The organism is Burkholderia sp. AU44665 (assembly GCF_030504405.1).
GTDB lineage: Bacteria > Pseudomonadota > Gammaproteobacteria > Burkholderiales > Burkholderiaceae > Burkholderia > Burkholderia semiarida.
The window spans coordinates 1-14,369 of record NZ_JAUJRI010000013.1; the positions used below are offsets into that span (position 1 = coordinate 1).

Here is a 14,369-nt window from a genome sequence, read left to right on the forward strand (position 1 = left end):
CCTGCCGCTGAACTTCGTGATGGAGTCGCTGCAGCCGTCGAACGACGACATCTACACGGTCGGCAACGGCGAGCGCGTGGTGCGCGTGCGCGGCGAATACCTCGACGCGTGCGGGCGGTGCGGCCGCGGCGGCCGGGGCGGCGGCCACGGCGGCGGCGTCCTTCGCATCGCCGGCGGCGGCCGGCGCCGTGCCGCGTGCGACGCGAATCTGGCTTTCGTCGATCACGAAGCAGCACACGGCGACGATGTCGTCGGACGGCACCTCCGATTCGACCCACAGCGACAGGTCCGCGCCCGCTTCCTCGCGGCCGACGATCCGGCCGAGGTTGCCGAGTTCCTCGGTGAGCAGCGCCTGGTCCTTCGCGTCGACGCCGACCAGCGTGATCTTCAGGTGCGGGCCGTCGGCATCGGCGTCGGCCGCCGGATGCGCGGCCGCGACGGCCTGCTCGACCACATGGTCGGGCGCGCGATCGCCGCTTGCGACGGGCTCGGCGGCCGGCGCCACGGCGGCGGCGATCGGCATCGGCGCGGCCGGCGCCGGCTCGGCTGCCGCGGGCGCGCCCGAGCCGCTTTCGGCCTTCAGCCGCTCGAGCTTCGCGCAGATCGCCGCAGCGGCGGCCGCGTCCGGCTCGGCGCTCGCGCGGTAGTCGACGAGCTGGTCGGACAGCACGTCCTTCGTTTCCAGGAACGCGTCGACCATCTCCTTGGTCAGCGTCAGCTCATGGTTGCGCGCGCGGTCGAGCAGCGATTCGAGGATGTGCGTCGTATCGGTCAGCGCGGAAAAGCCGAACGTCGCCGCGCCGCCCTTGATCGAATGCGCGGCGCGGAAGATCGCCGCCAGATCCTCGGGATCGGGCGAATCGACGTCCAGGTTCAGCAGCAGCTGCTCCATCTGCGCGAGCAACTCGTCCGCTTCGTCGAAAAAGGTCTGGTAGAACTGAGTGATGTCGAGAGTCATGCCCGGTCACCGGTTGAATTCGTCGCGTTCATGTCAGGAGGCAGCCGGCTCGGACAGCGTGGCGACCAGGTCGACCAGCACGCCCGGGTCGATCGGCTTTTCGATCCAGCCGGTCGCGCCCGCGTCGCGTGCCGCGTCCTTGAACGCGTCGCTGCCCTCGGTCGTCAGGATGAGGATCGGCGTGTCCGCGTACGCGCTCAGCTTGCGCAGCGCGGCGATCACCTCGAGCCCGCTCTTGCGCGGCATGTTCTGGTCGGTCAGGACCAGGTCGTACGGCGCCGTCGCCGCCATGTCGAAGCCGGCTTCGCCGTCCGGCGCCACCGTCACGTCGTAGCCGGCCTGCGCAAGCGTGGCCTGCAGCAGCGCACGCATGGTCGCGGAGTCGTCGATGGCGAGAATGGTTCGGATCATGTCTGTCTCGGAAACGTCAGGGTTTCGGCGCCACGGCCACGGCGCTCGCCACGATCGGACGCGCCGCCGGCGTCGGGCCGCCGAGCTGCTGCGCGAGCAGCTTCGAACCGGCCGCGTCGGCGGACAGCGTCGTCGTCGTCGCGTCGTCGCGCATCAGCGCTTCTTCGGATTTGCGATTCAGCACGATCACGCTGATCCGGCGGTTTTCCGGATCGAGCGGATCGGCCTTGTTCAGGTTCTGCGTCGACGCGAGGCCGAGCACGCGCAGCACTTTCGCCTCGTCCATGCCGCCGGAGATCAGCTCGCGGCGCGATGCGTTCGCGCGATCGGCCGACAGCTCCCAGTTGCTGTAGCCGCCCTCGCCGCCCGCGTACGGCACGGCGTCGGTGTGGCCCTGGACGATGATCCGGTTCGGCACGTCGTTCAGCGTCTTGCCGATCTCGCGCAGGATGTCGCGCATGTACGGCTCGACGTGGTCGCTCGACATCGCGAACATCGGCCGCTTCTGCGAATCGACGATCTCGATGCGCAGCCCCATCAACGTCGAATCGATGCGGATCTGCTGCTTGAACTGGCGCAGCGTCGGATTGGCCTCGATCGCGGCCATCAGCTTGATCTGCAGGTCGTGCAGGCGCGTCTGCTCGAGCCGGTCCTGCGCGCCCTGCGCCTGCGACCGCGAATGCTCGTCGCCCGCCTTCGCGAGGCGCTCGGCAAGCGGCGTCGTGCCGTCGGTGCGGCGCAGCGTGCCGGCGTCCGCGCTCGACAGGTCGCGGCCGCCGCCGTTGATGATGCTGGAATCCTGCGAGCTGCGGTCGCCGCTGCCGAGGATCGCGGCCTTCAGCGGCATGTTGAAGTATTCGGCGATCCCCTTCAGCTGCACCGGCGTGACCGAGCTCAGCAGCCACATCAGCAGAAAGAACGCCATCATCGCGGTCATGAAGTCCGCGTACGCGAGCTTCCATGCGCCGCCGTGATGGCCCTTCTTCGCCGGGGCCACCCGCTTGACGACGATCGCGCGATCCTTGCTCTTGCTCATCGGTCGCTCCGCCTCACTTCGCCTTCACGCGTCGCACGTGCTCTTCGAGCTCCGAGAACGACGGGCGCTCGGTCGAGAACAGCACCTTGCGGCCGAACTCGACCGCGATCGCGGGCGCATAGCCGTTCAGCGTCGCGAGGATCGTCACCTTGATGCACTGGAACATCTTGGTCGACTCGGCCACGCGCTGCTCCGCGAGGCTCGCGAGCGGCCCGATCAGCCCGTACGACAGCAGGATCCCGAGGAACGTGCCGACCAGCGCCTGCGCGATCATCGCGCCGAGCACCGCGGGCGGCTTGTCGGCCGAGGCCATCGTGTGGACGACGCCCATCACGGCCGCGACGATCCCGAACGCCGGCATCGCGTCGCCGACGCGCATCAGCGCATGCGCCGGGCCTTCGCCTTCCGCGTGGTGCGTCTCGATCTCCTCGTCCATCAGGCTCTCGATCTCGAACGCGTTCATGTTGCCGCCCACCATCAGGCGCAGGTAGTCGGTCAGGAATTCGACGATGTGGTGATCGGCGAGGATCTTCGGGTATTGCGTGAAGATCGGGCTCTTTTCCGGATCGTCGATGTCGGCCTCGAGCGTCAGCGTGCCTTCCTTGCGTGCCTTCGCGAGCAGCACGTAAAGAAGCGCCATCAGCTCCATATAGACGTCCTTCGTGTATTTCGAGCCCTTGAAGAGCGTCGGCAGCACGCGCAGCGTGGCCTTGATGGTCTTGCCGCCGTTGCCGAGGATGAACGCGCCGACGCCGGCGCCCACGATCATCAGGACCTCGATGGGCTGGATCAAGGCGCCCAGATGCCCGCCCGCCAGCGCATAACCGCCGAAGACCGACAACAGCGTCACGAGTGTTCCCACGATAATCAGCACTGCCTGTCCCTCACGAAAGACCGGCGGGAAGACCGCCGTTAAACAGGTTTACGGCAGTCGGCAGGAAAACTTTCGCGGCCGCCCGGCGGCGGCCCGACGGTGTTTACCAGCAGTGCGCGGACGATTCGCGCGGCCCGCGGACGCCGCCCGTGCGACGCTCGCGCCCCGCCCGGCGTTGCCCGGCGCGGCGCTCAGGCCAGGGCGGCGGCCAGTTCGGCGCGCGCGGCGGCGGCCTTGCGCGTCTTGCCGGCGCGCGACGGCGGCTGGCACAGGCCGCACACGAAACCTTGATGCGGATCATGCGCATGCGCGACGAAATGGCCGCCGCAGCGCGTGCACGGGGTCATCTGCAGCATCCCCGAATCGAAGAAGCGCACCAGCGTCCATGCCCGCGTGAGGCTCAGCGCGGCCTCGTCGCCGGACAGGTTCACGTGCTCCAGGTAGAGCCGGTACGCCTTCACGATCGACTGGATCGGCTCGCAGCGGCCGTGGTCCTGCATGAACCGGTAGATGTTGTAGAACAGCGACGAGTGGATGTTCGGCTGCCACGTCATGAACCAGTCGGTCGAGAACGGCAGCATCCCCTTCGGCGGCGACACGCCCTTCAGTTCCTTGTACAGCTTGATCAGACGGTCCCGCGACAGGCTCGTCTCCGCCTCCAGCAGTTGCAGCCGGGCGCCCAGTTCGATCAGTTCGATGGCGAGGGTGATTTCCTTCACCTCGATCACGACGCTTTTGCTTGCCATGGTGATAACCGTCCGCTTGACGTTGTTCGAATGAATGGCCAATACGCTGCCGGCCGGCGCGGCGCGCCGGGACGAACGCAAGGCGGAATGGATCAGCGGACGCCTTCGACCTGCTGCCCGGCCATCAGGATGGCCGAGTGGGCGTGCGCGACGACATCGCTGCGGCCCTTGTCGGCGAGCGACGACAGCAGCGCGTGATCATCGAAGCGGAAGCGGCACAGCATCTGGTTGGACGCGGCCAGCTTCACGGTCTGCGCGAGCGTGAGGTTGGCGAGCACGTCGGCGAGTTCCTGAGAAATGCCCATGCGGAACATACCCATCGCCTTGTCTTCCCGCAGCAGTCGTTGCGCGAGGAGGAGGTACGACAGGTTGACCTCTTTGATCTCACTGAGCATTTCGCTGGTGGTGCCCATGATTCCCCCGTTAAAGAGCGTTGCTTTGGCCATTCATGTTATGAAAACGTTTGCTCGATCAGTGCGCACCGGGCGCTCAGTCGGCTCGTTTATAGTCTTACAGGGCGAATTTTGGCCAAACGGGATTTATGTCGGTATCAGCGAAGTGGCGTATGCCATGCAGGATTTGTCTGTAAACCGTGTAGGAATTTTTCTGACAAGGCCGATTGAAAGGCGCTATTGGAAAAACGGGTTGCAACGCGGATTCGGTTGCGAGGAGGCCGATGCCCGCCGCGCCGGTGGCGGAAGGCTCGCCAGCGGGCCGCCGGCAATCGGATCGGTAAAAATTATAGTGGTTTTTCACGATAGCGCAACAATAGTCGAGGCTATCTCGGTTCATGATTCCGTGCCCTTTTTCTCGGGGTTTTCGCGTATTTCATCGTGTAACAAGCCTTAAGTGTTTGAAAAAACACTCGAACCCCTCAGGGCGATATCGATAATGGACTCCAATGGGCGGCGGCGCGAGCCGTGCCGGCCCGCCCCGCAGCTTGCCGTCCGGCGCCCCGCGCACCCGCCCAGGGCCCGGCCACGTACCGCGAAGCGCGTGCGTCGGCGAGTTCCGCCACCTTGTACGGGATCCCCATCGGCGCCATCGCGCCCCCGGATCGACACTGGAGAACATCCATGCGAATTGCCCAGATCGCGCCGCTTTACGAAGCCGTCCCGCCGAAACTCTACGGCGGCACCGAGCGGGTCGTGTCCTATCTCACCGAGGCGCTCGTCGAACTTGGCCATGACGTGACGCTGTTCGCCAGCGGCGACTCCGTCACGTCGGCCCGTCTCGAGGCGGCGTGGCCGCGCGCGCTGCGGCTCGACCCGTCGGTCCGCGACTCGATGGCGCCCCATATGCGGCTCCTCGAGCAGGTCGCCCGGGTCGCGCACGAATTCGATGTGCTGCACTTCCACCTCGACTACCTGCCGTTCCCGCTGATGTCGCGCCTCGACACGCCGTACGTGACGACGCTGCACGGCCGCCTCGACCTGCCGGAGCTGCAGCCGGTGTTCGACGCGTTCCCCGATTCGCCGGTCGTGTCGATCTCGAACAACCAGCGCAAGCCGCTGCCGCAGGCCGCGTGGGCCGGCACCGTGTACCACGGGCTGCCCGACACGCTGCTCACGCCGCAGCCGGACGTGAAGCCCGAATACCTCGCGTTCCTCGGCCGGATCTGTCCCGAAAAGCGCGTGGACACCGCGATCCGCATCGCCGCGCAAAGCGGGCTGCCGCTGAAGATCGCCGCGAAGGTCGACAAGGCCGACGCCGACTACTTCAAGGAAGTGATCGAGCCGCTGCTCGACCAGGCGCACGTCGAATTCATCGGCGAGATCAACGAAGCGCAAAAGCCCGCGTTCCTGTCCGGCGCGAAGGCGCTGCTGTTCCCGATCGACTGGCCGGAGCCGTTCGGCCTGGTGATGATCGAGGCGATGGCCTGCGGCACGCCGGTCGTCGCGTTCAACCGCGGCTCGGTGCCGGAAGTGATCGAGGACGGCGTGACCGGCTTCATCGTCGAGGACGTGCAGGGCGCGGTCGGCGCGCTGCACCGGATCGACAGCCTGTCGCGCACCGCGATCCGCGAACGGTTCGACACGCGCTTCAGCGCGAAGGCGATGGCGCGGCGTTACGTCGAAACCTACGAATCGCTTTGCGCGGCCGCCAAGCAGCCGGCATTGCGCCGGGTTGCGGGCGCCTGACACGGAAATCCGCCGGGAAATGCGCGGTAAAAACCGCGCCGAAATCGGCGCGTAAAACGAAAGAGCCGCATCGACGATGCGGCTCTTTCTATTTGGCTTACGGTCATTCGATCAGGAAACGATCGCGGTTTTTCCCGACGATCCAATTCGGCGGCTTGCCGCGCCCGCTCCAGGTTGCACCGGACTTCGGATCACGGTATTTCGGCGGCAGCGGCGCCTTCTTCGGCGGGCGCCCGCGCTTCGCCCGCTCCGCGAAGCCCAGATCCTGGGCGGTCAGCCCATATTCCGCAATCTTCTGCTGGACTTCGGCAATCACCGCCGCCACTTCCTGGCGGCGCACGTCGTCCGCCTGAGCCTGCAGATCGGCGATCTGCGCCTTGAGTTTCGCGTATTGAGACATTTTTCGACTCCCCTTTTCGATGATGCGGCCCCGGCGAATCGGGCCGGGACACCAACATCCGTTACGTCATCCGCACTGCCGCCCTGCCCTTCGAAATTAATGCTGCCATCTTTAACCGAATCGCCTATATCGAGAATGCGGACTTATTCTAATAAAAGGCATTCGTCAGCCATTCAAATTTAACAATCGTTTACCCTCCCGGGCCCGATTCATTTCCTATAATCCAGACCAATTCCGGACGACCGAATAAATCCGTTGCGTCGCCCCGGGTCTTCAACCCACTCGAACGAGGTCCCTACATGAATCTTTCTCAGCGTCTCGCTGCAGAGGTATTCGGCACGTTCTGGCTGGTGCTCGGCGGATGCGGAAGCGCCGTGCTGGCCGCCGCCTTTCCGGGCCTCGGTATCGGCTTTGCCGGCGTCGCACTCGCGTTCGGCCTGACCGTGCTGACGATGGCCTTCGCGATCGGCCACATCTCCGGTTGCCACCTGAACCCGGCGGTGAGCGTCGGCCTGACGGTCGCCGGCCGCTTTCCGGCACGCGATCTCGCGCCGTACATCGTCGCGCAAGTGGTGGGCGCCACGCTCGGCGCGTTCGTGCTGTACCTGATCGCAACCGGCAAGCCGGGTTTCGACGTGGTCGGCAGCGGCTTTGCGACGAACGGCTTCGGCGATCGCTCGCCCGGCCACTACTCGCTCGCCGCGTCGTTCATCTGCGAAGTCGTGATGACGGGCTTCTTCCTGTTCGTGATCCTCGGCGCGACCGACAAGCGCGGCGTGCCGGCCGGCTTCGCGCCGATCGCGATCGGATTGTGCCTGACGCTGATTCACCTGATCTCGATTCCCGTCACCAACACGTCGGTGAACCCGGCGCGCTCGACCGGCCCCGCGCTGTTCGTGGGCGGCGACGCGATCGGCCAGCTCTGGCTGTTCTGGGTCGCGCCGCTGATCGGCGCGGTGCTCGCCGGAATCATCTATCCGCTGGTCGCCGGGCGTGACGACGCCGTCGACCTGCTGCCCGCATCAGCTCGCACAAGCGAATAAACACTACGGGGTCAAGCGAGCAGAGCAGCGAGCCTCACGCTGTCGAAGAACATCGAGGCAGGCAATTTCAACGGGCGCCCCTGGCGCCCGTTTTTCATTTCCACGCGGCAAACGCGCACGGGGCCGGCGCTCAGGACGCGACGACGTCGTCTTCGAGCGAGAACAGCGTGCGCAGGTGGCGGGCGACGCCCGCGTCGAAGTTGTTGCCGATCCGCGGAATGTGAGGCAACCGCGCGATCAGGTCGGGATTCGCGTTGTTCATCATGAACGCATGACCGGCGGTTTCGAGCAAGTCGATGTCGTTCATGTTGTCGCCGAACGCGATGCAGTGGCCGGCATCGACGCCGAGCCGCGCGAGCACCGTGCGCAGCGCGCGCCCCTTCGACACGTTCGCGGTCATCACCTCGAGGCAGTCGGGCAGCGAGTACGTGACGTACAGCGCATCGCCGAACTGCACGCGCATCTGCTCGGCGACGACCGCCAGATCGGCCGGTTCGCCGATATACAGCACCTTCGCGATAGCGGCGCCGTCATGCGCGGCCATGTCGATCACCTCGTACCGGAAGCCCGAATCCTGATGGAATTCGAGCAGGTGCGGCGCTTCGCGGTCGATCAGCCAGCCGTCGTTGGTAAACAGGTTGACGATCACGCGGCCGTGCGCGCCGGCGACTTCGGGCTGCACGAGGCGGCGAACGATCGCCGCGTCGACGTCCTGCGCGTGGATCGTCGTGTCGTCCGGCGCATGCACGCGCGCACCGTTCGACGTGATCAGGTACGGCCGGATGCCGAGCACGTCGCGAATGCCGGCGACGTCCGCATAGTGGCGCCCCGTGGCGATCACGAACTGCACGCCGTCGCGGTCGAGCCGGCGAACGGTGTCGATCGTGTACGGGTCGAGCTGGTGGTCGCTGTTCAGCAGCGTGCCGTCGAGATCGGTGGCGATGACTTTGTACATGGGGCGGGAGAGTGGCGCGCGCGGCACGGAGGAAGCGCCATTTTAACGTCGTACCCGGCAGCGCGCCGGGTCGTTGCCGGGCACGCGCCGCCCTGGGGGGGCTGAGGCGGGGCTGCTGCGGGCTGCTGCGGCGCGGCATCCGCCGCGCGCCTCGCTCGCCTTAGCCGCTCGCCTTAGCCGCTCGCCTTAGCCGCTCACCTTAGCCGCTCGCCTTAGCCGCTCGCCTTGCCGCTCACCTTAGCCACTCGCCTTAGCCGCCCTCCGCCGCCCGCAACGCCTGGAGCGCGAGCCGCAGCGCGCCATGCGCCGAATCGTCGAGCGGCGCGCGCAGCCGCGCGGCGTGCCGCGCCGGCACCGCCGGCGCGAGCGCGTCAGCCAGCCCGCCGCACAATGCGACCGGCAGCGCCTGCTGAGGATCGAGCGCGTCGATCATCTTGCCGATCTCGTCGCCGGCCTGCGCGATCAGCGCGCGCGCGACCGGATGCGTGCGATGCGCGAACACGACGGGCGCGAGACGCGCGTAGATCGTCTGGTTCGCGTCGCACGACCACTGGACCAGCGCGTCGCGATCCTGCGCGCCCGTTTCCGCGAGGAGCGCCGCGGCGAACGCGTCGCGCGGCACGCGGCCGTCGAGCGCCTGTTGCGCGTAGGCGAGCGCACGCACGCCGAGCCACGCGCCGCTCGCCTCGTCGCCGGACGGAAAGCCAAAGCCGCCCGCGATCCGGCACGCGCCGGCCGCATCGAGCGCCGCCGCGATGCTGCCGGTGCCGAGCGCGACGATGAGCCCGGGCGCGCCGCCATGCGCGCCGACGACGGTCGTGTACGCGTCGCTCTCGATCGCCAGTGCGCCAAGCGGCGCCTGCGCGCGGAACGCGGCGAGCCACGCCGCGTTGTTGACGCCGGCGAGCCCGCAACCGAGCGCGCACTGCGACCAGTCGAACGCGAGACCGGCCTGCGTGAACGCATCCGCGCAGGCCGCGCCGATCGACGCCCATGCCCGCTCGATGCCGAGCCCGAGCCCCGACGGGCCGCCGCGCCCCTGCGCGAGCTCGCGCCCCGCCCGGTCGGCCAGCACCGCGCGCGTGCCCGTGCCGCCGCCGTCGATGCCGATCGCAAAAAGTAATGCCGCCATGCCTTCATCCCGCTGATTCGAACAGGCGCCAAGCTTAACCGGATCGGCGCCGCGCGCCCATCTGCCGTTCGGCCGGCTATCCCGCCAAAAGGGCTTCCGCTATGCTGGCGCGATCGAATCGACACTGAAAACGAGGCAGACGATGTCGCAGCGGTGCAACTGGGTGAAGACGGAAGCGGACGCTCACTATCACGATACCGAGTGGGGCGTGCCGTCGCACGACGATCGCCACCTGTTCGAAATGCTGATCCTGGAAGGCGCGCAGGCCGGGCTGTCGTGGTCGACGATCCTGAACAAGCGCGCGGGCTATCGCGAGGCGTTCGCCGATTTCGATGTCGACGCCGTCGCGCGCTTCACGCCCCGGCACATCGAGAAATTGCTGGAGAACCCGGGCATCGTGCGCAACCGCGCGAAGGTCGAATCGGCGGTGACCAACGCGCGCGCGGTGCAGCGCATCCGCGAAGAGCACGGGTCGCTCGCCGCGTTCCTGTGGTCGTTCGTCGGCGACACGCCGATCCAGAATGCGTGGCAGTCGTACCGCGACGCGCCCGCCTCGACCGAGCAGTCCGACGCGCTCAGCAAGGCGCTGAAGGCGTACGGCTGCAAGTTCGTCGGCTCGACGATCTGCTATGCGCTGATGCAGGCGACCGGCATGGTCAACGATCACGAAGCCGGCTGCCCGTGCCATGCGCAATGTGCGGCGCTCGGCGGCAAGCAGCCGGCACGCCGGCGCAAGGCGGGCTGACGGCGCAGGCACACGCTGGGCGCAGGCGCCGCGCCGCTGGCCCGCGTTGGTTGCACCGTGCGCGTACTGCTTGACGCTTGGCCCTTGCCGCTCGGTCCTTGCCGCTCGGTCCTTGCCGCTCGGCCCTTACCGCTCGGCCCTTACCGCTCGGTCCTTACCGCTCGGTCCTTACCGCTCGGCCCTTACCACTCGGCCCTTACCGCGCCGCCCGCGACGACGCCGGCACGCCCGGCCGCGCACTCCGCGCAGCCCGCACGCGCGCGCTGCGCTTCTTCACCCAGATGCAGACGCCCGTCACGCTCAGCATCGCGATCACGATGCCGAGCACGCTCACGGCGACCCGTCCGGCGACACCGGCGATCCGCCCCGAGTGCAGCGGAAACTGCGCCTGCATGAACAGGTCGCCGGCTGAACCGCGGCCCGGCACCTGAGCCGCCACGGGCTTGCCGGTCACCGCATTCCAGTACAGCCACGCATTGCCGAGCCCGACGTCGCCATGGTCGTTGCCCGGCGTGAAGAAACCGACCGCATAGGCGTTCATCGCCGGCGCGAACAGCAGCGCGCCCGGCGGCGCGGCGAGGCCCGCGTCGCGTCCGGCCGAGCGCGCGATCTCGACGATCCGCTCGCGCGGCAGCACCTGGCTGCCCGGCGCGGCCGGCGGGAAATGCTCGGGATTCGTATACGGCGTTTCCGCGAGCGGCGAAACGAGCGAGACCAGCGGGCGCACGACCGGAACGGCAAGGTTCATCGAGATCGACGTGACCGCGACGACCAGCAGCAGCCCCCACACCCACACGCCACCCGAGCGATGCAGGTCGAACACGAGCGGATAGCCGCCGCGCCGCAGGCGGAACGCGAACGACTTGCGCCAGCTTTTCGGGTTCGGAAATGCGAGCACCAGCGCGATCAGGCTGTCGATCGCCCACACGATGCCGACGACGCCCATCACCCAGAACCCGAAGTTGATCCCGCCGTACACGGGCAGGAACAGCGAATAGTGCAGCCGGTAGATGAACGGCATCAGGTCGAGCCGCGCGAGCGACGGCGCGCCCCATTCGCGGCGGCCCTGCACCGCGCCGGTCGCGGGATCGACGGCGATCTGGCTGAAACCGAGTGCGTACGGCTGGCCGGTCGCCGGATCGGTACGCGGCGTCACGCCCGCCTGCAGCGTGTGCCCCGGTTCGACCGCGAGCGGCAGATAGGTCACCTGCACGCGCGGATCGGCCGCCTCGATGCGCGCCGCGAGTTCGAGCGGCGCAAGCGGCGTCGCGCCGCTGCGCGCGGTATAGAAATCCGGGTTCAGCGCCGCGTCGAGCTCGTGGTCCCACGCGATCAGCGCGCCGGTAAGCCCCGCGACGAACAGGAACAGCGCGATGGCAAGCCCGAACCAGCGGTGCAGGCGCACGAGCAACGGTCGCAGGAGCGCATTCATCGCGTGCGCAGCGAAAGGAAAGCGGGCCGGCACGAGCGGCGGCCCCGAGTCGACGGGATGCGGTTCATTTCAGGTCGGGCGCCGCGCAACAGCCATCCGGCCCAGTCGGAAGAGGCCGGATGCCCTTGTGCGCGGCATGGAATTGTTGCGCGTTCGACGAGTTTTGATACGATGCGCAACATTTTAACGCAATGCGAATGATTCTTACTCGCATTTTTGCTCGCTCGCCATGACCGTCAGCCTTGCCCGCCCTCCCGTCCGTCCACGCCGCGTCGCCGCCGCCCTCGCCTGCCTTGCCGCCTCGCTCGCGCATGCGGACGATTCGCCGGGCGACGCCGCGCTGCTGCCAGCCCTCAACATCACGGCCGCGCACGATTCGCCGCAACACTTGACCGACACGATCTCGACCGGTGCGCTCGGCACACGCCGGCAGCTCGACACGCCGTTCTCGACCACGATCGTCACGTCGGAAGAGCTCGAGGCGCGTCAGCCGTACAAGCTCGGCGACGTGTTCGCGAACGACGCGTCGGTGTCCGACAACAGCGGCGCGTACAGCGCGTGGGCCAGCTACCTGACCGTGCGCGGCATGCAGCTCGACTGGCAGAACGGCTACAAGATCGACGGGCTGCCGTTCGTCACGTACGGCATCACGATGCCTTACGAGCAGCTCGAGCGCGTCGAGCTGCTGAAGGGGCTCGGCGGCTTCCTGTACGGCTTCGTGACGCCGGGCGGCGTCGTCAACTACGTGACGAAGCAGCCGGGCGCCGAACCGGTGCGCAGCGTCGACATCGGCTACCGCAGCACCAACGTGTGGACCGAACATGTCGATCTCGGCCAGCGCTTCGGGCCCGGCAACATGTTCGGCGCGCGGCTGAATGCGACGCACGAGGAAGGCAAGACGTACAACGACGGCAACATCCGCCGCGACAGCGTGTCGCTCGCGCTGCAGGCGAACCTGACGCGCGACCTCTCCGTGTCGTTCGGCGCGCTGTACCAGGACCGCCGCACGACCGGCCAGACGCCGTCGATCTTCACCGGCAGCTATCCGGGCGGCGCACTGCCCGCCACGATCAGCGGCGGGTCGACGAACCTGGGCGGCAAGGACCAGTACCTGAACACGAACCTGCAGCTCTACACGGCCGGGCTGCAATACCAGCTCGCGCCCGACTGGCAGCTCGACGTCGCGTACAGCTACAGCAAGGCGACGCGCCGACGCAACGAAAGCACGCTGTACCTGCAGGACGCGGCCGGCAACTACACCGACAGCCGCTACGTCGGCATGGAGGATCACCGCTTCAGCCAGTGGCGCGCGATGGTCGAGGGCAAGGTGCGCACGGGCCCGTTCAGCCACCAGATCGTGCTCGGCGCGTCGTGGCAGAAGCAGGCGAACGACTATTCGGCGAACAGCGTGTTCGTGCCGCTCGGCGCCGGCAATCTCTACGCGCCGAACCCGTACCGCTACGAGAGCCCGCACGGCTTCGTCCAGTACCGCACGAGCGAGATCGTGCAGAAATCGCTGTTCGCGAGCGATACCGTGCAGTTGACCGAGCGCTGGTCGGTGCTCGCCGGCGTGCGTTACATGAACTACGAGCAGCGCTCGTTTCAGGCGAACGGCGCCGAGGATCCCGGCTATCGCCAGAACGGCGTGGTGACGCCGACCTTCGCGGTGATGTTCAAGCTCGCGCCGACCACCACCGCGTACGCGAGCTACGCCGAATCGCTCGAGCCCGGCAGCCGCGTCAACGACGTCTATGCGAACGCGGGCCAGGTGCTCAAGCCGCTGCGCAGCAAGCAGTACGAGCTCGGGATCAAGAGCGAGCACGCGCGCTGGAGCGCGACGGCCGCGCTGTTCCGGATCGAGCGCAGCGCCGAATACGCGAATGCCGCGAACGTCTACGTGCAGGATGGCGAATCGATCATTCAAGGGATCGAGGTCGGCGCGCGCGCGAGATTCGGCGCGCACTGGAATGCAGGCTTCGACGCGATGCTGCTCGACGCGTGGTACGCGAACGGGATCGGCAACAACGGCAACCGGGTTGCCGGCGCGCCGCGCTTCGTGCTCGCCGGTGAAGTCGGCTATGCGGTGCCTGGTGTGCCGGGGCTGACACTCGGCGTCGACGCGAAATTCACCGGCGCGACGCCGCTGCGGGCGGCCGGCGGCCTCGACGCGCCGGGCTTTCTCGTCGTCAACGCGGGCGCGCGCTACCTGACGCGGGTCGGCCGCCACGACGTGACGTTGCGCGCATCGATCGACAACGTGCTGAACCGTCGTTACTGGGAGTACCAGTACGCGGACTACGTGAAGCCGGGCGACCCGCGCACGGTCAGCCTGAGCGCGAAGATCGACTTCTGAACGCCGCGGCGGGCAGCCGCACGGCCCGCCCGCCGCCGCGCGTCGGCAGCGGCCGGGGCGGAACCTCACCGCCCCGGCCTCGGGATTTTCCCGACCGGCAAAAGCAAAACGGCGGAGCGGCCTCTTTCGAGGCACACTCCGCC

Annotated in this window: 15 protein-coding genes; 5 read left to right on the forward strand and 10 right to left on the reverse strand. The window is 67.6% G+C overall.

Annotated elements, in window-relative coordinates; translation table 11 throughout:
- The 6 genes from QZM15_RS23400 to flhD form a co-directional block, all read right to left on the reverse strand.
- On the reverse strand, positions 1-958 hold a 958-nt coding region (locus QZM15_RS23400; protein WP_302107337.1), incomplete at its 3' end, for an Hpt domain-containing protein.
- 33 nt (positions 959-991) lie between these two features.
- A complete protein-coding gene (locus QZM15_RS23405) occupies positions 992-1,369 on the reverse strand; it encodes a response regulator (protein WP_059578092.1) in 378 nt (125 codons plus the stop codon).
- Between the two features lie 16 nt (positions 1,370-1,385).
- On the reverse strand, positions 1,386-2,405 hold the full coding sequence (motB, locus tag QZM15_RS23410) for a flagellar motor protein MotB (protein WP_059578090.1): 1,020 nt from the start codon (positions 2,403-2,405) through the stop codon (positions 1,386-1,388).
- A 13-nt stretch (positions 2,406-2,418) separates the two neighbouring features.
- Positions 2,419-3,279, reverse strand: coding sequence for a flagellar motor stator protein MotA (motA, locus tag QZM15_RS23415; RefSeq protein WP_060310200.1), 861 nt, complete (start codon positions 3,277-3,279; stop codon positions 2,419-2,421).
- Positions 3,280-3,470: 191 nt separating this feature from the next.
- On the reverse strand, positions 3,471-4,025 hold the full coding sequence (gene flhC, locus QZM15_RS23420; RefSeq protein ID WP_059578085.1) for a flagellar transcriptional regulator FlhC: 555 nt from the start codon (positions 4,023-4,025) through the stop codon (positions 3,471-3,473).
- Between the two features lie 92 nt (positions 4,026-4,117).
- Entirely contained in the window at positions 4,118-4,438 is a 321-nt protein-coding gene (gene flhD / locus QZM15_RS23425; protein ID WP_059578082.1) for a flagellar transcriptional regulator FlhD, read from the reverse strand.
- Between flhD and QZM15_RS23430 the strand changes: the two genes are divergently transcribed.
- Together QZM15_RS23430 and QZM15_RS23435 are read left to right on the forward strand one after the other, a co-directional pair.
- Positions 4,437-4,874: a hypothetical protein gene (locus tag QZM15_RS23430; protein WP_302107338.1), complete on the forward strand. Its 438-nt coding sequence runs from the start codon at positions 4,437-4,439 to the stop codon at positions 4,872-4,874. The two genes, flhD and QZM15_RS23430, sit on opposite strands and share 2 nt — an antisense overlap.
- Before the next feature lie 227 nt (positions 4,875-5,101).
- Positions 5,102-6,166 carry a glycosyltransferase family 4 protein gene (locus QZM15_RS23435; protein ID WP_059578080.1) on the forward strand — a complete coding sequence of 355 codons (1,065 nt, stop codon included), beginning with the start codon at positions 5,102-5,104 and terminating at the stop codon, positions 6,164-6,166.
- 103 nt (positions 6,167-6,269) lie between these two features.
- On the opposite strand, the gene QZM15_RS23440 is transcribed toward QZM15_RS23435, so the two are convergent.
- Entirely contained in the window at positions 6,270-6,566 is a 297-nt protein-coding gene (locus QZM15_RS23440; RefSeq protein WP_021162849.1) for an H-NS histone family protein, read from the reverse strand.
- A 299-nt stretch (positions 6,567-6,865) separates the two neighbouring features.
- Here QZM15_RS23440 and aqpZ point away from each other — a divergent pair, with 299 nt between their 5' ends.
- Positions 6,866-7,609: an aquaporin Z gene (gene aqpZ, locus QZM15_RS23445; RefSeq protein ID WP_006489324.1), complete on the forward strand. Its 744-nt coding sequence runs from the start codon at positions 6,866-6,868 to the stop codon at positions 7,607-7,609.
- A gap of 130 nt (positions 7,610-7,739) precedes the next feature.
- Here the strand turns inward: aqpZ and QZM15_RS23450 are convergent, their stop codons facing one another.
- Complete coding sequence (locus QZM15_RS23450) at positions 7,740-8,564, reverse strand: Cof-type HAD-IIB family hydrolase (protein WP_059578077.1); 825 nt, start codon at positions 8,562-8,564, stop codon at positions 7,740-7,742.
- A 250-nt stretch (positions 8,565-8,814) separates the two neighbouring features.
- On the reverse strand, positions 8,815-9,696 hold the full coding sequence (locus QZM15_RS23455; protein WP_060008812.1) for a BadF/BadG/BcrA/BcrD ATPase family protein: 882 nt from the start codon (positions 9,694-9,696) through the stop codon (positions 8,815-8,817).
- 142 nt (positions 9,697-9,838) lie between these two features.
- Between QZM15_RS23455 and QZM15_RS23460 the strand changes: the two genes are divergently transcribed.
- Entirely contained in the window at positions 9,839-10,441 is a 603-nt protein-coding gene (locus tag QZM15_RS23460; RefSeq protein ID WP_302107339.1) for a DNA-3-methyladenine glycosylase I, read from the forward strand.
- 196 nt (positions 10,442-10,637) lie between these two features.
- On the opposite strand, the gene QZM15_RS23465 is transcribed toward QZM15_RS23460, so the two are convergent.
- Positions 10,638-11,873: a PepSY domain-containing protein gene (locus QZM15_RS23465; RefSeq protein ID WP_302107340.1), complete on the reverse strand. Its 1,236-nt coding sequence runs from the start codon at positions 11,871-11,873 to the stop codon at positions 10,638-10,640.
- A gap of 229 nt (positions 11,874-12,102) precedes the next feature.
- Here QZM15_RS23465 and QZM15_RS23470 point away from each other — a divergent pair, with 229 nt between their 5' ends.
- Complete coding sequence (locus QZM15_RS23470) at positions 12,103-14,226, forward strand: TonB-dependent siderophore receptor (protein ID WP_302107341.1); 2,124 nt, start codon at positions 12,103-12,105, stop codon at positions 14,224-14,226.
- The last annotated feature ends 143 nt before the right edge of the window (positions 14,227-14,369 follow it).